At 51.6% G+C, this 23,822-nt stretch carries 26 protein-coding genes and 1 pseudogene; 14 read left to right on the forward strand and 13 right to left on the reverse strand.

Features of this window, described 5'->3' with window-relative positions; translation table 11 throughout:
• Positions 1-153: 153 nt before the first annotated feature.
• Positions 154-1,659, forward strand: a complete 1,506-nt coding sequence (gene dtpA, locus FDX19_RS01005; RefSeq protein ID WP_137381267.1) for a dipeptide/tripeptide permease DtpA — start codon at positions 154-156, stop codon at positions 1,657-1,659.
• A gap of 104 nt (positions 1,660-1,763) precedes the next feature.
• Positions 1,764-2,369 carry a glutathione transferase GstA gene (gstA, locus tag FDX19_RS01010; protein WP_137381268.1) on the forward strand — a complete coding sequence of 202 codons (606 nt, stop codon included), beginning with the start codon at positions 1,764-1,766 and terminating at the stop codon, positions 2,367-2,369.
• 83 nt (positions 2,370-2,452) lie between these two features.
• On the opposite strand, the gene pdxY is transcribed toward gstA, so the two are convergent.
• The 5 genes from pdxY to anmK form a co-directional block, all read right to left on the reverse strand.
• On the reverse strand, positions 2,453-3,313 hold the full coding sequence (gene pdxY / locus FDX19_RS01015) for a pyridoxal kinase PdxY (protein ID WP_137381269.1): 861 nt from the start codon (positions 3,311-3,313) through the stop codon (positions 2,453-2,455).
• 64 nt (positions 3,314-3,377) lie between these two features.
• The gene (gene tyrS / locus FDX19_RS01020; protein ID WP_137381270.1) at positions 3,378-4,652 is read right to left on the reverse strand and encodes a tyrosine--tRNA ligase; all 1,275 of its coding nucleotides are present in this window, start codon (positions 4,650-4,652) and stop codon (positions 3,378-3,380) included.
• A gap of 126 nt (positions 4,653-4,778) precedes the next feature.
• Positions 4,779-5,435, reverse strand: a complete 657-nt coding sequence (gene pdxH / locus FDX19_RS01025; protein ID WP_048211753.1) for a pyridoxamine 5'-phosphate oxidase — start codon at positions 5,433-5,435, stop codon at positions 4,779-4,781.
• A gap of 59 nt (positions 5,436-5,494) precedes the next feature.
• The gene (gene mliC, locus FDX19_RS01030) at positions 5,495-5,824 is read right to left on the reverse strand and encodes a C-type lysozyme inhibitor (protein WP_137381271.1); all 330 of its coding nucleotides are present in this window, start codon (positions 5,822-5,824) and stop codon (positions 5,495-5,497) included.
• 87 nt (positions 5,825-5,911) lie between these two features.
• The gene (gene anmK, locus FDX19_RS01035; protein WP_137381272.1) at positions 5,912-7,033 is read right to left on the reverse strand and encodes an anhydro-N-acetylmuramic acid kinase; all 1,122 of its coding nucleotides are present in this window, start codon (positions 7,031-7,033) and stop codon (positions 5,912-5,914) included.
• A 274-nt stretch (positions 7,034-7,307) separates the two neighbouring features.
• Here anmK and slyB point away from each other — a divergent pair, with 274 nt between their 5' ends.
• Positions 7,308-7,775, forward strand: coding sequence for an outer membrane lipoprotein SlyB (slyB, locus tag FDX19_RS01040; RefSeq protein WP_003029175.1), 468 nt, complete (start codon positions 7,308-7,310; stop codon positions 7,773-7,775).
• Positions 7,776-7,823: 48 nt separating this feature from the next.
• On the opposite strand, the gene slyA is transcribed toward slyB, so the two are convergent.
• A complete protein-coding gene (gene slyA, locus FDX19_RS01045) occupies positions 7,824-8,264 on the reverse strand; it encodes a transcriptional regulator SlyA (protein WP_019076732.1) in 441 nt (146 codons plus the stop codon).
• A gap of 192 nt (positions 8,265-8,456) precedes the next feature.
• Here slyA and FDX19_RS01050 point away from each other — a divergent pair, with 192 nt between their 5' ends.
• The 3 genes and pseudogenes from FDX19_RS01050 (at position 8,457) to FDX19_RS01060 (ending at position 11,596) form a co-directional block, all read left to right on the forward strand.
• Complete coding sequence (locus FDX19_RS01050) at positions 8,457-8,693, forward strand: DUF1656 domain-containing protein (protein WP_137381273.1); 237 nt, start codon at positions 8,457-8,459, stop codon at positions 8,691-8,693.
• 2 nt (positions 8,694-8,695) lie between these two features.
• Positions 8,696-9,559, forward strand: coding sequence for an HlyD family secretion protein (locus tag FDX19_RS01055; protein ID WP_137381274.1), 864 nt, complete (start codon positions 8,696-8,698; stop codon positions 9,557-9,559).
• Positions 9,556-11,596, forward strand: a pseudogene (locus FDX19_RS01060) (FUSC family protein). Before FDX19_RS01055 ends, FDX19_RS01060 begins: the two are co-directional and overlap by 4 nt.
• Here the strand turns inward: FDX19_RS01060 and sodC are convergent.
• The 3 genes from sodC to FDX19_RS01075 all read right to left on the reverse strand — a co-directional run bounded on the left by sodC (position 11,572) and on the right by FDX19_RS01075 (position 13,360).
• Entirely contained in the window at positions 11,572-12,093 is a 522-nt protein-coding gene (sodC, locus tag FDX19_RS01065) for a superoxide dismutase [Cu-Zn] SodC (RefSeq protein WP_137381276.1), read from the reverse strand. The pseudogene FDX19_RS01060 and the gene sodC sit on opposite strands and share 25 nt — an antisense overlap.
• An 81-nt stretch (positions 12,094-12,174) precedes the next feature.
• A complete protein-coding gene (locus tag FDX19_RS01070; RefSeq protein WP_137381277.1) occupies positions 12,175-13,071 on the reverse strand; it encodes an aldo/keto reductase family oxidoreductase in 897 nt (298 codons plus the stop codon).
• 49 nt (positions 13,072-13,120) lie between these two features.
• The gene (locus FDX19_RS01075; protein WP_137381278.1) at positions 13,121-13,360 is read right to left on the reverse strand and encodes a DUF1289 domain-containing protein; all 240 of its coding nucleotides are present in this window, start codon (positions 13,358-13,360) and stop codon (positions 13,121-13,123) included.
• Positions 13,361-13,461: 101 nt separating this feature from the next.
• Here FDX19_RS01075 and FDX19_RS01080 point away from each other — a divergent pair, with 101 nt between their 5' ends.
• The 4 genes from FDX19_RS01080 to rnt all read left to right on the forward strand — a co-directional run bounded on the left by FDX19_RS01080 (position 13,462) and on the right by rnt (position 16,475).
• The gene (locus FDX19_RS01080) at positions 13,462-14,061 is read left to right on the forward strand and encodes a TetR/AcrR family transcriptional regulator (protein ID WP_137381279.1); all 600 of its coding nucleotides are present in this window, start codon (positions 13,462-13,464) and stop codon (positions 14,059-14,061) included.
• A gap of 54 nt (positions 14,062-14,115) precedes the next feature.
• Positions 14,116-15,213 carry an alkene reductase gene (locus FDX19_RS01085; protein WP_005127184.1) on the forward strand — a complete coding sequence of 366 codons (1,098 nt, stop codon included), beginning with the start codon at positions 14,116-14,118 and terminating at the stop codon, positions 15,211-15,213.
• Positions 15,214-15,325: 112 nt separating this feature from the next.
• On the forward strand, positions 15,326-15,733 hold the full coding sequence (gene gloA / locus FDX19_RS01090) for a lactoylglutathione lyase (RefSeq protein ID WP_003029198.1): 408 nt from the start codon (positions 15,326-15,328) through the stop codon (positions 15,731-15,733).
• A gap of 94 nt (positions 15,734-15,827) precedes the next feature.
• The gene (gene rnt / locus FDX19_RS01095; RefSeq protein WP_137381280.1) at positions 15,828-16,475 is read left to right on the forward strand and encodes a ribonuclease T; all 648 of its coding nucleotides are present in this window, start codon (positions 15,828-15,830) and stop codon (positions 16,473-16,475) included.
• A gap of 51 nt (positions 16,476-16,526) precedes the next feature.
• Here the strand turns inward: rnt and grxD are convergent, their stop codons facing one another.
• Positions 16,527-16,874, reverse strand: coding sequence for a monothiol glutaredoxin 4 (gene grxD, locus FDX19_RS01100; protein ID WP_003832760.1), 348 nt, complete (start codon positions 16,872-16,874; stop codon positions 16,527-16,529).
• A 334-nt stretch (positions 16,875-17,208) separates the two neighbouring features.
• On the opposite strand from grxD, the gene FDX19_RS01105 reads away from it, so the two are divergent.
• Together FDX19_RS01105 and sodB are read left to right on the forward strand one after the other, a co-directional pair.
• Positions 17,209-18,039: a C40 family peptidase gene (locus FDX19_RS01105; RefSeq protein WP_137381281.1), complete on the forward strand. Its 831-nt coding sequence runs from the start codon at positions 17,209-17,211 to the stop codon at positions 18,037-18,039.
• 127 nt (positions 18,040-18,166) lie between these two features.
• Positions 18,167-18,748 (forward strand): superoxide dismutase [Fe], encoded by a 582-nt coding sequence (sodB, locus tag FDX19_RS01110; protein WP_048211764.1) that lies wholly within the window; start codon positions 18,167-18,169, stop codon positions 18,746-18,748.
• Between the two features lie 42 nt (positions 18,749-18,790).
• On the opposite strand, the gene FDX19_RS01115 is transcribed toward sodB, so the two are convergent.
• Together FDX19_RS01115 and cydH are read right to left on the reverse strand one after the other, a co-directional pair.
• Positions 18,791-19,960 carry an MFS transporter gene (locus FDX19_RS01115; protein ID WP_137381282.1) on the reverse strand — a complete coding sequence of 390 codons (1,170 nt, stop codon included), beginning with the start codon at positions 19,958-19,960 and terminating at the stop codon, positions 18,791-18,793.
• A 177-nt stretch (positions 19,961-20,137) separates the two neighbouring features.
• Entirely contained in the window at positions 20,138-20,227 is a 90-nt protein-coding gene (gene cydH, locus FDX19_RS01120) for a cytochrome bd-I accessory subunit CydH (protein WP_003029209.1), read from the reverse strand.
• Positions 20,228-20,524: 297 nt separating this feature from the next.
• On the opposite strand from cydH, the gene purR reads away from it, so the two are divergent.
• Positions 20,525-21,550: an HTH-type transcriptional repressor PurR gene (purR, locus tag FDX19_RS01125; protein WP_137381283.1), complete on the forward strand. Its 1,026-nt coding sequence runs from the start codon at positions 20,525-20,527 to the stop codon at positions 21,548-21,550.
• Here purR and punR read toward each other — a convergent pair.
• Positions 21,547-22,479, reverse strand: coding sequence for a DNA-binding transcriptional activator PunR (punR, locus tag FDX19_RS01130; RefSeq protein ID WP_137381284.1), 933 nt, complete (start codon positions 22,477-22,479; stop codon positions 21,547-21,549). The genes purR and punR overlap by 4 nt on opposite strands.
• A 111-nt stretch (positions 22,480-22,590) precedes the next feature.
• Between punR and punC the strand changes: the two genes are divergently transcribed.
• A complete protein-coding gene (gene punC, locus FDX19_RS01135) occupies positions 22,591-23,796 on the forward strand; it encodes a purine nucleoside transporter PunC (protein WP_137381285.1) in 1,206 nt (401 codons plus the stop codon).
• The last annotated feature ends 26 nt before the right edge of the window (positions 23,797-23,822 follow it).

Raw genomic sequence — 23,822 nt, forward strand, 5'->3', positions numbered from 1 at the left:
GTAACAGATTATTACAAACCCCTTGTCTGAATGGTCAAGATAGTGAACATTACTTGCCGTTTCCCCTCCCACTATAACAATCGGACGGATGAACTTGACTCATCACGTACCAGAACACCCCCGTTGATATGGGATGTAAAAAAAGAGGTAAAAGTGTCTACTGCAAACAATAAACCAACAGAAAGCGTCAGTTTAAACGCCTTCAAACAACCAAAAGCGTTCTATCTCATTTTCTCAATTGAGCTGTGGGAACGTTTTGGTTATTACGGCCTGCAAGGGATTATGGCCGTCTACCTGGTGAAGCAACTGGGTATGTCAGAAGCGGATTCCATCACTCTTTTCTCCTCCTTTAGCGCCCTGGTGTATGGCCTTGTTGCCATTGGTGGCTGGTTAGGTGATAAAGTTCTGGGCACAAAGCGTGTGATTATGTTGGGTGCCGTTGTCCTGGCCATCGGTTATGCACTGGTTGCATGGTCTGGTCACGATGCGGGTATCGTTTATATGGGTATGGCGGCCATCGCGGTCGGTAACGGCCTGTTTAAAGCAAACCCATCTTCCCTGCTTTCTACCTGCTATGCCAAAGATGACCCGCGTCTTGATGGTGCATTCACCATGTACTACATGTCCGTCAACATCGGTTCATTCTTCTCTATGCTGGCAACGCCGTGGCTGGCAGCGCGTTACGGTTGGAGCACCGCATTCGCCCTGAGCGTCGTGGGTATGCTGATCACCGTTGTTAACTTCGCCTTCTGCCAGCGCTGGGTTAAACAGTACGGTTCCAAGCCTGACTTTGAACCCATCAACTTCCGCAACCTGCTGCTGACCATTGTTGGTGTTGTGGTGCTTATCGCTATCGCAACATGGCTGCTGCACAACCAGGGCATCGCACGTATGGTTCTGGGTGTTATCGCCATGGGTATCGTGGTTATCTTTGCGAAAGAAGCGTTCTCTATGCAGGGTGCTGCACGTCGTAAGATGATCGTCGCCTTTATTCTGATGCTGGAAGCCATTATCTTCTTCGTGCTGTACAGCCAGATGCCGACATCCCTGAACTTCTTTGCGATTCGTAACGTTGAACACTCTATTCTGGGTATTGCTTTCGAACCAGAGCAGTATCAGGCACTGAACCCGTTCTGGATCATCATCGGTAGCCCAATTCTTGCCGCTATCTATAACAAGATGGGTGACACTCTGCCGATGCCGACCAAGTTTGCAATTGGTATGGTGCTGTGCTCCGGCGCATTCCTGATCCTGCCGCTGGGTGCGAAATTCGCGACCGATGCGGGTATCGTTTCGGTTAACTGGCTGATCATCTGCTACGGCCTGCAAAGTATCGGTGAGCTGATGATTTCTGGTCTGGGTCTGGCGATGGTGGCGCAGTTGGTTCCACAGCGTCTGATGGGCTTCATCATGGGTAGCTGGTTCCTGACCACTGCCGGTGCAAACATCATCGGTGGTTACGTGGCAAACATGATGGCGGTTCCGGAGAATGTGACCGATCCGTTGATGTCCCTTGAAGTCTACGGTCGCGTGTTCCTGCAGATTGGTGTTGCTACTGCAGTTATCGCCGTACTGATGCTGCTGACGGCGCCGAAACTGAACCGCATGACGCAAGATGACGACATCAGTGAGAAAGCCGCTAAGGCCGCAACAGCGTAATTCTCAGGGAAACTTAATTTCAGGCCGCTAACTGTTGTTAGCGGCTTTTTTTTTGCTCCAGGTAGCACTACCATACGGTATACCTCAGCCAAAAGGAGTTACCGATGAAACTGTTCTACAAACCGGGCGCTTGTTCTCTTGCTTCCCACATCACACTTCGTGAGAGCGGTAAAGATTTCACGCTGGATGGTGTTGATCTGATGAAGAAACGTCTGGAAAACGGCGACGATTTTTTCGCGGTAAACCCGAAAGGACAAGTTCCCGCACTGTTGCTGGATGACGGTACACTACTGACCGAAGGCGTCGCCATCATGCAATATCTGGCAGATACCGTTCCAGACCGTCATCTCCTGGCCCCTACCAGCAGTCTCTCACGCTACAAAACTATCGAATGGCTTAACTATATCGCTACAGAGCTACATAAAGGTTTTACCCCACTGTTCCGCCCGGATACGCCAGAGGAGTACAAACCAACCGTTCGCGCATTGCTTGAGAAAAAAATGCAGTATGTGAACGAATCGCTGAAAGACAATCCGTGGATTTGCGGCGCACGCTTCAGCATTGCTGATGCCTATCTGTTTACCGTGCTGCGTTGGGCGTATGCGGTTAAGTTGAATATGGCAGGATTAAGCCATATCGAGGCATATATGACGCGCATGACTGAGCGTCCGGCAGTTGCCGCAGCGCTTAAAGCGGAAGGGTTAAAGTAATTGCTGTTACCGGGTAGCGCTTGCGCTTACCCGGCCTACCGACAAACGTAGGCCCGATAAGCGTGAGCGCCATTGCACATTGATTACAGCTGAGTGGCGCTAAAGTAGTGTTCTGGTTTCGCGATACGATCCTGTGCGGCAACCACCTGCAGTTCATACTCCTGCATCTCTTTGGTGGCGATCATAATTTCGTACACCGCCGCAGTCACATGCTCCAGCGCCTGCTGCAATGAAGCCCCCTGCAACAGTTTAACCAACAGCAAGCCGCTGGTGACGTCACCAACGCCAACCGGTTGACGTGCGCCAAAATCAACAAGCGGACGGCTGATATGCCACGCCTGATCGGCGGTGACCAACAGCATCTCAAAGCGATCTGCGCTGATACCTGCACGGGCAAGATGCTTAACCAGCACAATTTCCGGCCCCTGAGCAATCAGTTCACGGGCAGCCATCACCGCCTCATCAACATTGTTAACCGCATGCTCGCACAGAATTTCGAGTTCAATCAGATTTGGCGCGATAATGTCGCTGGCCGGAAGTGCGTGACGAACATGAAACTCCGCAACACCGGGCGCCACGATGCAGCCTTTTTCAGGATGCCCCATCACTGGATCGCAAAAGAATTTCGCCTGAGGATTTGCCGCTTTCACTTTGCGCACAATACCCAGAATATGCTCGCCCTGCTCAGCCGATCCCAGATAACCACTCAGCACCGCATCACAGGTCTGAAGTTTATCGATATCAGCAATGCCCTGAACAATTTCAGTCAGGTGGCTGGGCGGCATAACACAGCCGGTCCATTTACCGTACTGTGTGTGATTAGAAAACTGAACGGTGTTGAGCGGCCAGACATTCGCGCCAAGACGACGCATCGGAAATTCGGCAGCACTGTTGCCGGCATGGCCAAAAACAACGTGGGACTGGATGGCGAGGATATTCTTCATTTTACTTACCACAACCCTAAAAAAATAAAGGGGCGTAGTTTCCCACGCCCCTGCTGACTTTTACTTATTTCCAGCAAATCAGACAGTAGTTCTTTTTGCCACGGCGCAGTAAGGTGTAGCGGCCGAACAAAATATCACTGTCCTGGAAGAAATATTCCGGGTCAGATTGTTTCTCACCATTAATGCTGACCGCATTAGACGCAATGGTCTTACGCGCCTGACCGCGAGAAGGCTGCAGCTCAGAATCCACCAGCGCCTGCATCAGGTCGGCACCCTTGTCCATTTCGATCATCGGTACACCATCCTGCGCCAGCTGTTCGAAGTCCGCTTCGCTCAGGTCGCTCAGGTTACCATTGAACAGGCTTTCGGTAATGCGTTTCGCCGCCACTAAACCTTCTTCGCCGTGAACCAGACGCGTTACCTGCTCAGCCAGAACATACTGGGCACGCGGCGCTTTACCGCTGTTCTTATCTTCTTCTTCCAGCGCATTGATCTCTTCAATGTCCATGAAAGTAAAGAATTTCAGGAAGCGATAAACGTCCGCATCAGCCGTGTTGATCCAGAACTGGTAGAACTTGTATGGGCTGGTTTTCTTCGGATCCAGCCAAACTGCGCCACCTTCCGTTTTACCGAATTTGGTACCGTCAGCTTTTGTGATCAGCGGAACCGTCAGGCCAAATACCTGGTTCTGATGCAGACGGCGGGTCAGATCGATACCAGAGGTAATGTTACCCCACTGGTCAGAACCACCAATTTGCAATGCCACGCCATGCAGTTTATTCAGGCAGGCAAAGTCATAACCTTGCAGCAGGTTGTAAGAAAACTCGGTAAAGGAGATCCCCTGATCGTCACGGTTCAGACGCTGCTTGACCGCTTCTTTGTTGATCATCTGGTTTACGGAGAAGTGTTTGCCGATATCACGCAGGAAAGTCAGTACGTTCATACCGCCAAACCAGTCGTAGTTGTTCGCAGCAATCGCCGAGTTGTCGCCACAGTCGAAATCGAGGAACGGTGCAACCTGTTTGCGGATTTTATCCACCCACTCTTGCACGGTATCTTCAGTATTCAGTTTACGCTCGGCGGCTTTAAAGCTCGGATCGCCAATCAGACCCGTTGCACCACCCACCAACGCAACAGGCTTATGGCCTGCCTGCTGGAAGCGTTTCAGGCATAACAATGGAACCAGATGCCCCAAATGCAAGCTGTCAGCGGTAGGATCGAAGCCGCAATAGAGCGCGATCGGGCCTTGCGCCAGTCGCTCTGCTAACGCTTCCTCGTCCGTCACCTGGGCCACCAGCCCCCGCTCTTGCAATTGTTTAATCAAGTTACTGCTTGCCATCAAAATCTCCATGTATAAAACGACTGCACCTTTGCCGGTACACGACTTTTCGCCTGATGCGAAAGAGACATAGAATAAAGCGCCGGATTCATCAGCACCAGCGCTTAAAACAAGAATTTTGCATCTTTAGGGGGCCAGACGGTCAATTTTCCACGCGTCATCTTCACGTTGGTATAAAAAACGGTCGTGCAGACGGTTTTCGCCACCCTGCCAGAACTCCATTTGTTCAATGCTCACGCGAAAACCGCCCCAGAAACTTGGCAACGGCACTTCCCCTTGCTGAAACTTCTGCTTGAGCTCAAGAAATTTACTTTCCAGAATTCCACGTGCGGAAATCCGACTGGACTGCTTAGAAACCCAGGCGCCAATCTGGCTATCGCGCGGGCGACTGTGGAAATATTTTACCACCTCAAGCGTGGACAAGCGTTCGGCCTTGCCGATGACCATCACCTGCCGTTCCAGCGTATGCCAGGGGAATAACAGACTGATGCGCGGGTTGTTCTCGATCTGGTGCGCCTTACGGCTGCCCATGTTGGTATAAAACACCAGCCCTTTGTCATCATAATGTTTGAGCAACACGATTCGCTGGTACGGCTGACCGTGTTCATCGACTGTTGCGACGACCATCGCGGTAGGGTCTGCCAGTTTGGCATCACAGGCTTGCCCCAGCCAGCGCTCAAACAGCGCGAGGGGTTCGGCGGGAAGATCGCGGCGGCGAAGACCGCCTTTCGTGTATTCACGGCGCAGGTGCGCGATTTGCTGCAATTCGTCGTTATCAGACATGATGTTGGGCTACGGATTGTCAGTGGGTGACGCTATTGTGCGCCGCCCAGGTGAAAATCTCAACGCTTCGGGTTCTGTAACTGACAGTTATTCAGCACAATTCTGTCTCGTTTATAGATCGTCGCATTGTCTCCTTTAGACCAGAAGACGTAGATACCATCTGTGTAGCGTGCACCCGATGCCGACACGCCCTGTTTGAGATTCAATAGTTGATTATCATAAACAAAGCTCGCCACCTGTCGGGTATTATTCAATTTTACGGTAAGCGGTTTTTCATCACAGCGATATTCGAGCGTATCCGTTTGCATACGCTCGACAAATTGGTTGTACACACTACAACCGGTAAGCAATACGGGCAGACACACTAATAACAGTTTTTTCATAGCCATATCCTGAAGACTTTCCTGGTCCCGGAGGGCAAAAACACCCTCCCTAACATCCCTAGTTTATCGGTATAGCGCGTAGAATAATTTCAGTTAACTCTGAGTTCGTGGATTAGCGGGGAAAATAGCCCCTAAAACGCTGGGCTCAGATGCGCCGGTCACAGAAGGCAGGTTCCCCGGCAGTCCCGCGAGAGTACGCCACGCCAGCCAGGCAAAGGCTAACGCTTCCATATCATCACCACTGATCCCGGCTTCATCAGTGGAGGTCACTTCCGTACCCGGCAGCAGCGCCGCCAGACGCATCATAAGAAGTGGATTGCGACTACCGCCGCCACATACCATCAACCGTTCACACCCTCCGCTCAACAGGACCTGCTCGGAAATTGTCACGGCCGTCAGTTCAGCCAACGTCGCCTGTACGTCTCGTGGGCTAATTCCCGGAAACTGGGTCAGATGGCGTTCAATCCAGCCATAATTGAAATATTCGCGCCCCGTACTCTTTGGCGCTGGTGCGGAAAAATACGGGTCGTTAAGCATCGTTTGTAACAGCGGCAGAATCACTGTCCCCGAACAGGCCCACTGCGCATCTTTGTCATAAGGTTGGCCACATTGCCGCCAAATCCACGCATCCATCAGCATATTGCCCGGACCGGTGTCATATCCCCGAACCGGTTGTTTTGGAATGAGCAGTGACAGATTGGCAATACCACCAATATTTAACACCATCCGGCGCTCCGTTGGATGCGCCAGCAACGCCTGGTGAAAAGCAGGAACCAGCGGTGCCCCCTGTCCGCCTAACGCGATATCGCGCCGACGAAAATCGCCGACCACCGTTACCCCGGTACGCGCAACAATCTGGTTGTTATCACCAATTTGTAGCGTATGTGGCGCAATTCCTGTCGGTTCATGCCACACGGTTTGCCCATGACAGCCGATCGCGACAATATCCTGCGGTTTTAATTTTTCCTGCTGCAGCAACGCGTTCACCGCATCGGCGAACAAACGCCCCAACTGCGTGTCCAGTTGACCGTATTGGGAAAGCGTCAGTTGCTGCCCCTGACAGATATCCAGAATGGCCTGTTTTACATGAACGGGGATGGGCCATGTCAGACTTGCCTGCTGCGCAACCATCGTTTCATCTATCGCCGCCAGCACAACATCCACACCATCAAGGCTGGTTCCAGACATCACTCCGATAAAACGGCCCGATTTCATACGTCATCCTTTTAAGCAAATTAGCCTTGACACTCCACCATAAAGTGTCGACTAATTCCATGCTTCCTTGATGATTTTTGCGGGTTAATCTTTCCAGTAACCCTTAAATTCCATTAACGTGATGAATGATTCGTTTATACTCGGTTAACCCGATTTCGGTTAAGATTTTCATATTGTTCCAGTAGAACATGTGACCTTAGACTCACAAATGCCATATAATTTAGCCATGAGGAGTGCTTTATTAGCGTTTCGTGGTGACAAAGGAGATTTGTAAATGATTAAACGTGTGCTGATTGTTTCATTAATGGGCGTATCTTTAGCGGGCTGCGTTAACAATGATAGCCTTTCAGGTGACGTGTATACCGCATCCGAAGCGAAACAAGTTCAGAACGTTACCTACGGTACGATTGTTCATGTTCGTCCGGTGCAAATCCAGGGTGGTGACGACGCAAACGTGATTGGCGCTATTGGTGGTGCTGTGCTGGGTGGGTTCCTCGGTAACACCGTAGGCGGCGGTACCGGTCGTTCATTAGCGACAGCTGCAGGTGCGGTTGCCGGCGGCGTAGCAGGCCAGGGCGTACAAGGTGCGATGAATAAAACCCAGGGCGTAGAACTGGAAATTCGTAAGGATGATGGTAATACCATCATGGTGGTTCAGAAGCAGGGTGCGACCAAATTCTCTGCGGGTCAGCGCGTTGTTATGGCTAACAATGGTAGCCAGGTTACCGTGTCTCCACGTTAATCGAATTCACGTGTGGTCAGCCTCTGGCCACACGTCGTGTTGATCGCTTTAGCCCTGCGACTGCAGTTCAATGATATTGTGTTCCAGTCTGGCGACCAGTTTTATCAGCAGATCAATTTCCTCAGCTGAAATCCCTTCCAAAATTTCGCCGCGCGTTTTGTTGATAACGGCTTCCATATCAGCAATCAGCGGTTCGGCCTTCTCCGTTAATTTAATTCTCTTTGCCCGACGATCGCTGGCGCAAGTCTGTCGTGAAATGAGTCCCTTTTCTTCTAACTGGTCGAGCGTACGCACCAATGAAGGCTGCTCAATACCAATCGCTTTAGCCAGCTGAATCTGTGATTGATCCGGTGGCAACTGATGAATGTTGTGCAGCGTAACCCAATGCGTCTGCGTCAACTCCAGAGGTTTCAGGCGATGGTCAATCAGAGCACGCCAAATGCGCACCAACCGTGCCAGATCAGAACCTAATGGCGATTCCAATTTCATCTCCTTATAATTAGCTTGCTAAGTTATTGTGCTGATTTTAGAATAGTGTGCAGCATTTGTATTCCCAAAACAAATGTATTGCCAAATTTGCTTACCGGATGACATTTTTTCAGACATTATGCGTTACAAAGACACATTGTCCCTTTTTTTGCTAAACCTATAGCAACGCTCTTTTCGCCAAGGATTTTGCCCGTGAAGTTTATGTTTAATGCAACAGGATTGCCCCTACAAGATTTAATGATCGGAGCATCTGTCTACTTCCCCCCTATTTTCAAGGCGTTTGTTGCAGGATTTATCCTCTGGCTAGTTGTTCATCGCCTGCTACGCGACGGGATCTATTCTGGCGAAATCTGGCATCCCCTGTTAATGGATCTGTCCCTCTTTACGCTTTGCGTGTGTCTGGCCTTTATCATGTTGATTGCGTGGTGATTATGTCGCTTAAAACCATTAAATACTTCTCCACTATTATAGTCGCTGTTATTGCCGTCCTCGCCGGGTGGTGGATGTGGAATTACTATATGCAATCGCCATGGACGCGTGACGGAAAAGTCCGCGCTGAACAAGTCAGCATCACTCCGCAGATCTCTGGCAGCATTAGTGAACTCAACATTAAAGATAATCAACTGGTTAACAAAGGCGATGTTCTTTTTGTTATCGACAAGACCCCTTTCCAGATTGCTGAGCTGAACGCACAGGCTCAGTTGGCCAAAGCGCAGTCCGATCTGACCAAAGCCAGTAATGAAGCCAAACGTCGCCGCAATTTGTCGCAAAATTTCATCTCGGCCGAAGATTTGGACAGCGCACTGCTCAATGTTAAAGCCATGCAGGCGACCGTTGCCGCAGCCCAGGCCAGTTTGCGCCATGCTCAGTGGCAACTGGCGCAAACGGTAGTCAAAGCCCCGGTCACAGGCTGGGTCACCAATCTATCAACCCGTACCGGGGACTACGCCTCAACGGGTAAACCTCTGTTTGCCCTGGTCGACAGCCACTCTTTTTATGTCATGGGCTATTTTGAAGAAACCAAGCTACGCCATATTCAAGACGGGGCACCTGCTCTTATCACGCTCTACAGCGGCAACATTAAGTTACAGGGTCACGTTTCCGGCATTGGTCGCGCCATTTATGATCAGAGTGTGGAAAGCAATTCCGGTCTGGTTCCTGACATCAAACCAAACGTTCCGTGGGTTCGTCTGGCGCAGCGGGTTCCCGTTCGTATCGAATTTGATACCCTTCCGCACGATGTTACGCTGGTTTCAGGGACAACCTGTAGCGTGTCCATCGGTCAGCAAAAATGAAACTGCCCCGCCTGACACCCGCCAGTCTGCCGTGGTTTAAAGCCACGAGCGGACAGTGGCGTTACGCGCTGCGTAATACTATTGCGATGTGTCTGGCGTTAACCTTCGCCTATTACCTCAATCTGGACGAACCCTACTGGGCGATGACATCAGCGGCGGTAGTCAGTTTTCCAACCGTCGGTGGCGTGATCAGCAAAAGCCTGGGGCGTATCGCGGGCAGTTTACTCGGTGCAACGGCCGCATTGATTATAGCCGGCCATACCCTCAATGAACCCTGGCTGTTTCTGTTGAGCATGTCAGTCTGGATCGGTTTTTGTACCTGGGCGTGTGCACATTTCACCAACAACGTGGCCTACGCTTTTCAACTGGCAGGCTATACCGCGGCGATTATTGCCTTTCCAATGGTGCATATTACAGAGGTTACGCAGCTGTGGGATATCGCCCAGGCACGCGTGTGCGAAGTCATCGTCGGGATCCTCTGTGGCGGCCTGATGATGATGATCCTGCCCAGTACATCCGATGGCACCACGCTGCTGACCGCATTGAAAAATATGCATGCACGTTTGCTGGAGCATGCCAGTTTACTCTGGCAGCCAGAAACCACAGATGCTATCCGCACCGCCCATGAAGGGGTGATCGGCCAAATCCTGACAATGAATCTGCTGCGTATTCAGGCGTTCTGGAGCCACTACCGTTTTCGCCGTCAAAATACCTTACTCAATGCGTTGTTACACCAACAGTTGCGGTTGACCAGCGTTATTTCCAGTCTGCGGCGGATGCTACTGAACTGGCCTAATCATCCGGCTAATACCCGGGATATCATCGAGCAGTTGCTGACCGCGTTAGTCAAACCTGATACCGACAGCTACGCCGTCGCACGGATTATCGCCCCGCTGTGCCCCGTCGATCAGCATGATTATCGGCACGTCGCCTTCTGGCAGCGTCTGCGCTATTTTTGCCGTATCTATCTGCAAAGCAGCCATTATCTGCGCTTACTGGAAAAGGGTGTCACGGTCGATAATCTCAATATTGAGCGCACGCCGGGTCTTGCCCGTCATACCGATAACGCGGAGGCTCTCTGGAGCGGATTGCGTACCTTTATTACGCTGATGGCAATCGGCGCGTGGAGCATTGGCGCGCAATGGGAGTCAGGCTCCGGGGCTCTGACGCTTGCCGCTATCAGTTGCGTGTTGTACTCCGCCGTAGCGGCCCCCTTCAAATCACTCTCTTTGCTGATGCGCACGCTGGTCCTGCTGTCGCTGTTCAGTTTTGCGGTGAAATTCGGTCTGATGGTCCAAATTACCGATCTCTGGCAGTTCATTCTGTTTCTCTTCCCGCTGCTTGCCACCATGCAGTTGTTAAAACTACAGATGCCGAAACTGGCGGGACTTTGGGGACAGCTGATCGTCTTTATGGGATCGTTTATCGCGGTGACCAATCCTCCCGTCTATGATTTTGCAGGTTTTTTGAATGATAATACGGCGAAAATCACTGGCGTCGCGCTGTCGTGGCTGGCTTTTGCCATTCTGCGGCCAGGTTCTGATGCGAGAAAAAGCCGCCGCCACATTCGCGCGTTACGGCGTAACTTCGTCGATCAACTTAGCCGCCACCCTTCACTCAGTGAAAACGAGTTTGAGTCACTGACCTATCATCATGTCAGCCAGCTCAGCAACAGCCAGGATGCACTGGCGCGACGTTGGTTGCTACGCTGGGGAGTGGTGCTACTGAACTGCTCACACGTAGTGTGGCAACTTCGCGTCTGGGAGGCACGCTCAGATCCGCTGGCGCGCGTCAGGGATGTGTGTATCTCACTGCTACGCGATGTAATGAGTGAGCGTGGCGTGCAGCAACGTCCGCTGAATGCCACGCTTAATGAACTCCAGCGCATCTGTGATGCACTGGCCCATCATCATCAGCCCGCTGCGCAGGAGTTATCGGCCCTGATCTGGCGACTACACTGCTCACTTTCACAACTTGAGCAAGCGCCGCCACCGGGCACGCTGAGTCGCTGATTACTTGATAACACCGCAGGCGTAGCGCGCCCCGCCACCGCCAAGTGGTTTCGGCTGATCGGACATATTATCGCCACCAACGTGGATCATCAGCGCTTTACCTTTAATTTCATCAAGTGATTTCAACCGGGGGGCTGTCACTGCCGTCGTGGCATTCCCTTCATTATTTACCACCAGCAAAGGCAGGTCGCCCATGTGGCCTGCACCTTCCGGACCTTCATGCTTGCCGGTTTTATGCGGGTCGTAATGACCGCCAGCCGATTCTGCTGCCGAGGCCTTCCCCTCTTTAATCGCGGGCTGGCAACTGCCGTTAGCATGCACATGAAAACCATGTTCACCCGGCGGCAGTGCTTTAAGATCAGGCGTAAACTCCAGCCCTTTTGCGGATTCGGCAATAGTGACAGTACCAATTTCCTGGCCAACGCCCTGCGACGTCACCAGATTCATCACCACTTTCTCACTGGCAGCCTGTGCACCTGCACAGGCCAGTAACGTGATGATGGCTAAACTCAAACGCTTCATACAACCTCCGTCATCCAGGTGTCTGACTGATAAGTGTAATCCAGTGACACAAATTTGAACGACGGAACGCTGAATACGTGATTAAGGCACGTCGTAACCGAGCGCCGCTTTACGAATACGGAACCACTGCTGGCGAGACATGTTCAATGACTCTGATTCAATTGCAGCACGCACACGTTCGATTTTACCCGAGCCAATAATCGGCAGCGGCTGCGACGGCAGGCGCAGGATCCACGCATACACCACCTGTTCTATGGACTGCGCATTCAGTTCTTCTGCTATCACGGCCAGTTCATTGCGCAGCGGCTGGAAGGCGTCATCATTGAACAGACGCCCACCACCCAGGCAAGACCAGGCCATTGGGCGGATACGCAGCTGTTGCAGCTGATCTAACGTCCCATCCAACAGGAGAGGTTGATGCACCGGTGAAATTTCGACCTGATTGGTTGCCAGGGTAAAGGGTAATCGTGATTGCAGCAGTGAAAACTGTGCCGGCGTGAAGTTAGAGACACCAAAATGGCGCACCTTACCGCTATGATGTAATGTCTTGAAAGCTTCCGCCACATCGTCTGCATCCATTAACGGATCGGGGCGGTGGATCAACAGCAGATCAAGACGATCGGTTGCCAGCAGCTTCAGCGACTTTTCGGCACTGGCAATAATATGGGCGCTGTCAGTGATGTAATGACCCAGCGTGTTTTCCTCTTTCGCCGTCGTGGCAATACCGCATTTGGTAACAATCTGCATTTTTTCACGCAGGTGCGGCGCCAGTTTCATCGCCTCGCCAAACGCAGCCTCACACTGGTATCCGCCATAAATATCCGCGTGATCGACAGTCGTGACACCCAGATCGAGATGTTCCTCAATAAAGCTGACTAGCTGACGTGCGGACATATTCCAGTCCATCAGGCGCCAGTACCCCATCACAAAGCGCGAAAATTCCGGGCCTTGCGGCGCAATAGTAATACGCTGAACCATAGCAGCTTCCTTATAAGTGAATGTGCATCGAGTATACGCAATTACGCTTTTAAAAGAGTGAAGGTTGTTGCGGTTCTTCCGGTGGGTTGGATTTGTTTGCGCGTAATTTACGCATCAGACGCTGGCGACAGAGCCGCAGTACCTCCTGCTTTTGGGCATCGCTCATTTTCTGCCAGTTAAAACGCTCATCCCGACTGCGAAAACATCCACGACAAAAACCGCGATCGTCAGACTGACATATACCGCGGCATGGGCTCTGGACGGGGAAAAACTCCAGCTGTTCGGCCACATCCCCTCCTTTTGTAAGATTGATATACCTATTGAAGACGGTAACTGAAAATCTGGCAAGCGCTATTGCATTAGACCGACTGGTCTATTACACTCTTCGGCATGAACAAAGTAACTGAACACGATACACGCGAACATCTTTTGGCGACCGGCGAACGACTGTGTATGCAGCGCGGTTTCACCGGCATGGGTTTAAGCGAGCTACTGAAAACCGCGGAGGTTCCCAAGGGTTCGTTTTATCACTATTTTCGCTCAAAAGAAGCGTTCGGTGTGGCGATGCTGGAGCGTCATTACGCGGCCTATCATCAGCGACTGGCTACGCATTTTGAGACGGGCGCAGGGAACTACCGTGACCGTATTCTGGCCTACTACCAGGAAACTCTGAACCAGTTTAGCCAGCACGGCATCATCAGTGGCTGTTTAACCGTGAAATTGTCTGCCGAAGTGTGCGATCTTTCCGAAGATATGCGTACAGCAATGGACAAAGGCGCCCGACACATTATTACGCTGCTGGCGCTGGCGCTGGAAAAAGGTCAGGCGAACCATTGTCTGTCGTTTGTTGGCGAACCTTTGCAGCAGGCGCAGGTGTTGTATGCGCTGTGGCTGGGAGCCAACCTGCAGGCCAAAATGTCGCGTAGTGCCACGCCGCTGGAAAACGCGCTGGCTCACGTCAAAACCATCATTGCAGCGCCTGTCGTTTAACAGGCGTTTTTATTTAATTTATCACTAGACGACCGGTCTATTCAGGAGTGTAACATGTCATCTGAAAAACTCTTTTCCCCGCTGAAGGTGGGTGCGATCACCGCGGCAAACCGCGTGTTTATGGCCCCACTGACCCGTTTGCGCAGCATCGAACCTGGCGACATCCCTACTCCGCTGATGGCCGAATACTATCGTCAACGCGCCAGTGCGGGTCTGATCATTAGCGAAGCGACACAGATTTCTGCGCAGGCGAAAGGTTATGCCGGAGCGCCAGGTTTGCACAGTGATGCGCAAATTGCTGCGTGGAAAAAGATTACGGCGGCTGTACACGCTGAGCAGGGCCATATCGCCGTTCAGCTGTGGCATACCGGACGTATCTCCCACTCCAGCCTGCAGCCAAACGGTCAGGCTCCGGTCGCACCGTCCGCCATCAGTGCCGGCACCCGAACGTCTCTGCGCGATGAAAATGGACTGGCCACACGTGCCGATACCTCAATGCCGCGTGCGCTGGAAACCGAAGAAATCCCGGGCATCGTGAATGATTTCCGCCAGGCGATTGCCAATGCGCGTGAAGCCGGTTTTGACCTGGTCGAGCTGCACTCTGCTCACGGTTACTTACTGCACCAGTTCTTATCGCCAACCTCGAACCAGCGTACCGATCAATACGGCGGTAGCGTCGAAAACCGCGCCCGTCTGGTACTGGAAGTCGTCGATGCCGGTATTAAAGAATGGGGTGCCGATCGCATTGGTATCCGTGTTTCCCCAATCGGCTCGTTCCAGAACGTCGACAACGGTCCAAATGAAGAGGCTGATGCTCTGTATCTGATCGAGCAATTGGGCAAACGCGGCATTGCTTATCTGCATATGTCCGAGCCAGACTGGGCGGGTGGCGAACCGTATTCAGACGCGTTTCGCGAGAAAGTTCGCGCCCGTTTCCACGGTCCGATTATTGGTGCAGGCGCCTATACGCCAGAGAAAGCCGAATCATTGATCGAGAAAGGTCTGATCGATGCTGTTGCCTTTGGTCGTGCTTACATTGCTAACCCGGATCTGGTTGCACGTCTGCAGCGTAAAGCCGAGCTCAATCCGCAGCGTGCGGAAAGTTTCTACGGCGGCGGTGCTGAAGGCTATACCGATTATCCTACCCTGTAACGTCCTGAGAATTGCCAATCGATTTCTAATCGTTCATTGATAGCGGCGTTATAACGCCGCTATACTAAAACAACATTTTGAATGTATTAGCCATTTTTGAAGGGGAAGAAAGATGCGTTTACTTCATACCATGCTGCGCGTAGGTGACCTGCAGCGTTCCATCGAGTTTTATACCAACGTGTTGGGCATGAAGCTGCTGCGTACCAGCGAAAACCCTGAATATAAGTACTCTCTGGCATTCGTCGGATACGGCCCTGAAACCAGCGAAGCCGTGATCGAACTGACCTATAACTGGGGCGTTGACAAGTATGAACTGGGTACCGCATATGGTCACATTGCCTTGAGCGTAGATAACGCGGCAGAGGCCTGTGAACGTATTCGTCAAAACGGCGGGAACGTGACGCGTGAAGCGGGTCCGGTAAAAGGCGGTACGACGGTCATCGCGTTTGTTGAAGATCCAGATGGCTATAAAATTGAACTGATCGAAGAAAAAGACGCCGGCCGCGGTCTGGGCGACTAATCTCTCCTCGGGCGCAGATCGTCTGTGCCCGTAGTTTTATACTCATCATTTTGCCATAATACGCGCTGCAATTTTCCCGTATTAAGAGACCCAGATGTCCGATAACGCTCAACTTTCCGGTCTGTGTGACCGTTTTCGTGGTTTTTATCCTGTCGTCATTGATGTCGAAACAGCAGGATTTAACGCCAAAACCGATGCGCTGCTTGAAATTGCCGCCATCACACTGAAAATGGATGAACAGGGCTGGCTGATGCCGGACATGACGTTACATTTCCACGTTGAACCGTTTGAAGGGGCGAATTTACAACCCGAAGCGCTGGCATTTAACGGCATCGACCCGAGCAACCCGTTGCGTGGCGCCGTCAGCGAGTACGATGCGCTGCATGCCATCTTTAAAATGGTACGTAAAGGTATCAAAGATAGCGGCTGTAATCGGGCTATCATGGTGGCGCACAATGCGACATTTGATCACAGTTTTATGATGGCTGCGGCAGAACGCGCCTCACTGAAACGTAATCCGTTTCACCCCTTCGTCACCTTTGATACGGCAGCATTAAGCGGCCTGTCATTGGGGCAAACCGTACTGTCAAAAGCCTGTCTGGCTGCAGGTATGGAGTTTGATGGGACTCAGGCGCACTCGGCGCTGTATGACACAGAACGAACAGCCGTTCTGTTCTGCGAGATTGTTAACCGCTGGAAACGTCTCGGCGGCTGGCCTCTGCCAGTGCCCGAAGAGGCGTAACGGCGGCATAAAAAAAGCGACCAGCTGAGGTCGCTTTTTTATTTTTGCTGGTTACTCAGCGTCCGGCTCTTCGGTTTTGTATTTCGCTGCAGTTTCTTTAATCAACTGCTGCAACTCACCGCGCTGGTACATTTCAATTAAAATGTCACAGCCGCCTACCAGTTCACCATCAACCCACAGCTGTGGGAAAGTCGGCCAGTTGGCATATTTCGGCAGCTCGGCGCGAATATCCGGGTTCTGCAGAATATCAACATAAGCAAAACGTTCGCCACAGGCGGACAACGCCTGCACAGCCTGAGCAGAGAAACCGCAGCTTGGCAGTTTTGGGGAACCTTTCATGTACAGGAGAATCGGGTTTTCAGCGATCTGGCGCTGGATTTTTTCGATAGTGGTGCTCATTATCTTGCTTCCTTAAACTTCTTTTACGGCAGTAGTCTGACATTGTAGCGGGTCAGGCAGGTAACGGAAAATAACATTTTCATTACGCGATATTATTTTATCGCCTGTCGTTAAAAGTTGCATTCACAATCTCACTTATCCGCGTAAAGCCTGGGGATTTGATTATCTGTTCACCAATTACGCCTTGAATTGCTGTTTTTTTTTGCGGTCGGTTACGAAACGTAGTTTTAAACGAAAAAAGCTATTAACTTTCCCTCTTTCTATAGATTAGAATCGTCAAGTTTTGAAAATCACACGCAGGCGCGATAGACCTGCCTTACCAGAGGACTGCTCAGTGGCGCGGATAAACCGAATCTCGATCACGCTCTGTGCTTTACTTTTTACCACACTGCCTTTTACGCCTATGGCTCATGCTTCCAAGCAGGCCAGGACGACACCTACCGCTTCCCACACTGTCAAGACGGTAGATAAAAAGAAAAGCGCAACAACCAGCCAGAAAGCAACAAAAACCAACAAGAAAACGGCGACAAAAAACACCAGTAAAACCAGTACGAAAACGGCCTCCTCCTCCAAAAAACGCACAGCGACTCCGGCAAAATCGACGAAAACAGCAAACCGTCGCAGTAAAACAGCGGCAATACAAACCCCCGCCGTCACCTGGACTGAAAAATGTACCCCGCGCAAAGGTCATAAGCCACGTTGTGTAAAAGTGAAGACGACTGCGCCAACAGCCGTTGCTGATGTGCATAAAGTGAAAGTACAGAAAGCGACCAAAACCGCCATGTCTACCCTGATGAACCAAATCGGTAAACCTTACCGTTGGGGGGGCACCTCACCCAGAACCGGTTTTGATTGCAGCGGGCTGGTTTATTACGCATATAAAGATCTGGTGAAGTTCCGCATTCCGCGTACCGCCAATGAAATGTATCACCTGCGCGACGCTGCGCCGATTGAACGTGGTGAACTGAAAAACGGTGATCTGGTCTTCTTCCGCACGCAAGGTCGCGGTACTGCTGATCACGTTGGCGTCTATGTCGGCAATGGTAAATTTATCCAGTCCCCACGTAGCGGTCAGGAAATTCAAATCACCTCTCTGAGCGAAGATTACTGGCAACGCCACTACGTGGGCGCTCGCCGTGTGATGACGCCGAAAACAATTCGCTAAAAACTTACCCTACAGAATATGCTGTAGGGTAAGTTCTTCTTTTGCATAACCTTTCAATTTGCTACCCTATCCTTACTCACAATGAGGCTATTGTGTGTACTCACTATAAATAATAAGGAGAGAAGCAATGTCGTTCGAATTACCTGCATTACCGTATGCCAAAGATGCTCTGGCACCGCACATTTCTGCCGAAACGCTGGAATACCACTATGGCAAACACCATCAGACCTACGTGACCAATCTGAATAACCTGATTAAAGGCACCGCGTTTGAAGGTAAATCACTGGAAGAGATCGTACGGAGCTCTGAAGGTGGTGTATTCAATAACGCAGCACAGGTATGGAACCACACGTTCTACTGGAACTGCCTGGCGCCAAACGCAGGTGGCGAGCCGACCGGTAAACTGGCCGAAGCGATTGCCGCCTCCTTTGGCAGCTTTGCAGACTTCAAAGCACAATTCACCGATGCCGCTATCAAGAATTTCGGTTCTGGCTGGACCTGGCTGGTAAAAGGAACGGATGGCAAACTGGCTATCGTGTCCACCTCCAACGCAGGTACGCCGCTGACGACTGATGCGACGCCGCTGATGACCGTTGACGTGTGGGAACATGCTTACTACATCGATTATCGTAATGCCCGTCCTGGCTACCTGGAACACTTCTGGGCACTGGTGAACTGGGAATTTGTTGCGAAAAACTTCGCAGCATAAAATGACAACGCAGAAGGAGTTCCCTTCTGCGTTTTTTTGTTTTTAGTTCGTTGCGTTGCAGACGTCTTCCGCTTGTTTCCTTGCCGAGACAAAGACCAGCAGTAGCGCAAGTCCCGCCACAATCGCCCCCATTACCGGGACGAAACTGTAGCCCAACCCTCCGGAGATTACCGCCCCACCAGCCGCCGCTCCCAGGGCATTCCCCAGATTAAACGCGCCAATATTGACTGACGATGACAATCCAGGTGCTTCGCTGGCAACGCGCATCACACGCATCTGCAGCGGCGGAACCACCGCAAACGTTGCAGCACCCCATACCACCATACTCACGGCCGCACCCAGCTCATTACGAGCAAGGAAAGGTATCGCCAGCATAATAACCATCAGCAGCAGTAAAAAGCCTTTCAGCGTACCGTTAACCGAACGGTCAGCCAGTTTACCCCCCAGATAGTTACCGATAGAGAACCCAACGCCAATCAGCACCAGCATACCGGTGACAAACGCCGGCGTAGCATGAGTAATGCTATGCAGCACGGGTGAGATGTAGGTATAAAGCGTAAACATCGCCCCGGCCCCCAGAACGGTCGTCAGTAAAGCTGACACCACTTGTGGACGCATTAACACAGCCAGTTCTTTGCGCACATCAGGGCGCTCACCTGCCCCGCCTTTCGGTAACGAGAAGAACAGACTAGCCATCGCGATAACGCCCAGTCCCGCCGTCGCCATAAAGGACATACGCCAGCCGATGGTTTCCCCAAGCCAGGTTGCCGCGGGAACACCGCCAATATTCGCGATAGTTAACCCCATAAACATAGTCGCAACGGCGCTGGCCTGTTTATGTTTAGGGACAACGCTTGCCGCCACAACTGAACCGAGGCCAAAAAATGCCCCGTGGTTAAGACTGGTCAAAATGCGCGACAGCATCAGCGTCGTGTAATCCAGAGATATCGCCGAAAGCACATTACCCAACGTAAAAATGGCCATCAGAAAGATAAGCGCATTGCGACGCGCACGATGGGACAGCAGTAAGGTCATCAGCGGTGCGCCAACCATCACGCCTACCGCATACGCGCTGATTAACATCCCTGCGGCCGGAATGGAAACATCCACGCCTTTGGCAATGACGGGTAGCAATCCCATGGGAGAAAATTCGGTCGTTCCAATGCCAAACGCACCTATCGCCAGCGCCAGTAAAGGATAATTTATTTTCATCTATCGACTCCGTAACGTCGAGCCTTGGCACGACACATCATAAGAGTCAAAAGCATGACATTGATCGCAAAATTAATAAAGTTAACAAAACTGCAAAAGACTTTTGCTTATTTGCAAAAAATAGGAGGGGAAAGACAATCAGGAAGGATGAGGGAGAGCGAACTCCCTCGGGGGAAATCAGTGCAGTGCTGCAGTCAGGCCACCCGCAACAATCAGGCCCAGAACAATTATGGTCGTCACTAACGAAAATTTCAGATCGGTGCTCATCAAGTTTTCTCCTTTTTATTCCCACACAAAAAGTGATATTGCGCATTTTTACACACTTGAAAGCAAAAATCTCTCACGATTTATATTGATAACTGCTTTTAACTCTTCCCCTTTTCGTTAAGATCAGACAAAATTCCACGCTTACTTGATTAGCGTACCGGCCATTGACCCCTTCCTGACGTTCCGTGTCGTTTTCCCGGCGTGCCGCAACCCTGACGTTGCGTTGAGGGTGTGTGAAGGCAAACGTTTACCTGGAGTATTCTCAGGAGCTTAGGATATGGTCTGGAGTGAGATGTAATGGCAACTATTAAAGATGTAGCGAAGCGAGCAAACGTTTCCACTACAACCGTATCACACGTAATTAACAAAACGCGCTTTGTCGCAGAAGAAACGCGCAACGCTGTCTGGGCAGCGATTAAAGAACTGCACTACTCCCCTAGCGCAGTGGCACGTAGCCTGAAGGTGAATCACACCAAATCGATCGGTTTGTTGGCAACCAGCAGTGAAGCTGCCTATTTCGCCGAAATTATCGAGGCTGTTGAGAAAAATTGTTTCCAGAAAGGCTACACGCTGATTCTGGGCAATGCCTGGAACAGTCTTGAAAAACAGCAAGCCTACCTGTCTATGATGGCGCAAAAGCGCGTCGATGGCCTGTTGGTAATGTGTTCAGAGTATCCGGAATCACTGCTTTCCATGCTCGAAGAGTATCGCCATATTCCAATGGTGGTCATGGACTGGGGCGAGGCAAAAGCCGACTTTACCGATACCGTCATTGATAACGCTTTTGAAGGTGGTTACATGGCAGGCCGGTATCTGATTGAACGCGGTCATCGTGAGATCGGCGTAATCCCGGGCCCCATGGAGCGTAATACCGGCGCAGGCCGCCTGGCTGGCTTTATGAAAGCAATGGAAGAAGCGCTGATTAAAGTTCCCGAAAACTGGATTGTCCAGGGTGATTTCGAACCTGAATCCGGCTATCGCGCTATGCAGCAAATCCTCTCCCAGTCGCATCGCCCAACCGCCGTATTCTGTGGTGGTGATATTATGGCGATGGGTGCGCTGTGTGCCGCAGACGAGATGGGACTGCGCGTGCCGCAGGATATCTCAGTTATCGGTTACGACAACGTGCGCAACGCCCGTTACTTCACCCCTGCGCTGACAACCATTCATCAGCCAAAAGATTCACTGGGTGAAACGGCCTTCAACATGCTGTTAGACCGAATCGTGAATAAACGTGAAGAATCGCAGTCTATCGAGGTGCACCCACGCCTGGTAGAACGTCGTTCCGTTGCCGACGGTCCATTCCGCGATTATCGTCGTTAAGCCTGTTGTGCGGGGGCCTCATCCGGCTCCCGCAGCCACTCTTTATTCAGCGTCTCACTGTCCCCCAGGTAGTCCAGTAACCAGCTCAGTGCTGGCGACGTATCATTCTGCTGCCAGGTCAGGCAACAAGCGGCATCCGGGAACGGATTTTCCAGCTGTAACGCCACCCATTTTCCGCTATCGATCCACGGTTTGGCAAAATGCGTCGGTACCATCCCGACACAAAGCCCGGCTGACAAGCAGGTGGCCGAGGATTCCCAGTCAGGAACCACAACGCGTTTTTGGTTGTCCAGCAACCATGTAATACGTTTCGGCAGTGTGCGGGAGGTGTCCTCGCGTACCAGCGATGGCCAGTTGCGCAACGTATCGTCACTGAGCGGTCCCGGCATCGCCGCCAGCGGATGATGACGGGCTACCACGCAACTCCAGCTCAGCATTCCCATGTCGCGGAACGTATAGCGTCCCCCTACCGGAATAGCCTGCGTTGCGCCGATAGCTAACTCCACGCGACCGTCCGAAAGCGCGTCCCAGACGCCATTAAACACCTCCTGAAAGACCAGAAGTTCCACATCATCGAAATGGCGGTAGAAATCCACAATCATCTGTCGAGTCCGGTCTGGACGCACAATATTATCTACCGCAATTGCCAGTTGTCCTCGCCAGCCATTGGCAATTTGTTGACATTGCTGACGGGTGATCTGCATTTTTTTGATAACAGACCGGCCTTCTTTTAAAAACCATGCGCCAGCAGGCGTTAATTCCACGTCCCGATGACGACGTTCAAAAAGAGGCACAGCCAGCCACTCTTCCAGTTGGCGCACCGTGTAGCTTACCGCCGAAGGTACGCGGTGCAACTCCTGAGCAGCGGAACTAAAGCTACCGTTACGCGCCACCGCATCAACCACCTCAAGTGAATATTCCGACCACATATTCTGCCTGCAAAAAATTTGAAATCAGTAAGCAAATATTAGCGTTTCACAGCGAGAATTACACTCACTACACTCAGCAGCAATGTTCTATTGCTAAAAAGAGAAACGATAATGCAACCAGGAAAAGGGTTTTTAGTCTGGCTGGCAGGTCTTAGCGTGCTGGGTTTTCTGGCAACCGATATGTATTTGCCCGCCTTTGCGGCTATTCAGGCCGATTTACAGACACCCGCCTCCGCCGTGAGTGCCAGCCTTAGTTTGTTCTTAGCGGGTTTTGCCGTTGCACAACTTTTGTGGGGGCCACTCTCCGACCACTATGGTCGTAAACCGATTTTGATGCTGGGCTTATCCATCTTCGCGCTGGGCAGCCTGGGCATGTTGTGGGTAGAAAACGCCACCGGCTTACTGGTGCTGCGCTTTATTCAGGCCGTTGGTGTCTGTGCGGCTTCGGTTATCTGGCAGGCGCTGGTTACCGATTATTATCCTTCACAAAAAGTAAACCGCATCTTTGCCACCATTATGCCGCTGGTCGGATTGTCTCCTGCTCTTGCACCATTATTAGGCAGTTGGATCCTGGTACATTTTTCCTGGCAGGCCATTTTTGCCACCCTTTTTGCAATTACCCTGGTCCTGATGCTGCCGGCCCTGCGCTTAAAACCAACGGCAAAAGCGCGCGATGACAGCCAGGATAAACTGACGTTCGCTACGCTGCTGCGCTCCAAAGCATACCGTGGAAATGTACTGATTTACGCAGCATGTTCTGCGAGCTTCTTCGCATGGCTGACGGGTTCACCGTTTATCCTTAGCGAAATGGGCTATAGCCCGGCGGTGATTGGTCTGAGCTATGTTCCGCAAACTATTGCATTTTTGATCGGTGGTTACGGCTGCCGTGCGGCACTGCAAAAATGGCAGGGTCGCCAGCTTCTGCCGTGGTTACTTATCCTGTATGCCATTAGCGTTATCGCCACCTGGGCTACTGGCTTTATTCACCACGTTGCGTTGGCTGAAATCCTGATCCCATTCTGTGTGATGGCCATTGCGAACGGGGCAATCTACCCTATCGTTGTCGCCCAGGCGCTGCGTCCATTCCCACAGGCAACAGGGCGTGCCGCTGCGCTGCAGAACACGCTGCAACTGGGGTTATGCTTCCTGGCAAGCCTGGTCGTTTCGTGGTTAATCAGCACGCCGCTGCTCACCACCACCAGCGTTATGCTGACGACAGTGCTGCTGGCCGCGCTAGGCTACAAAATGCAGTCACAGACTGACAACACATCCTTGCCGGATGAGAGCGCGCAAATTGCCCACGGTGAGTCACATTAATCATTGTTGCGGGCATTTAGTTAGCC

This window comes from Citrobacter sp. wls619, from assembly GCF_005281345.1.
Lineage (GTDB): Bacteria > Pseudomonadota > Gammaproteobacteria > Enterobacterales > Enterobacteriaceae > Citrobacter.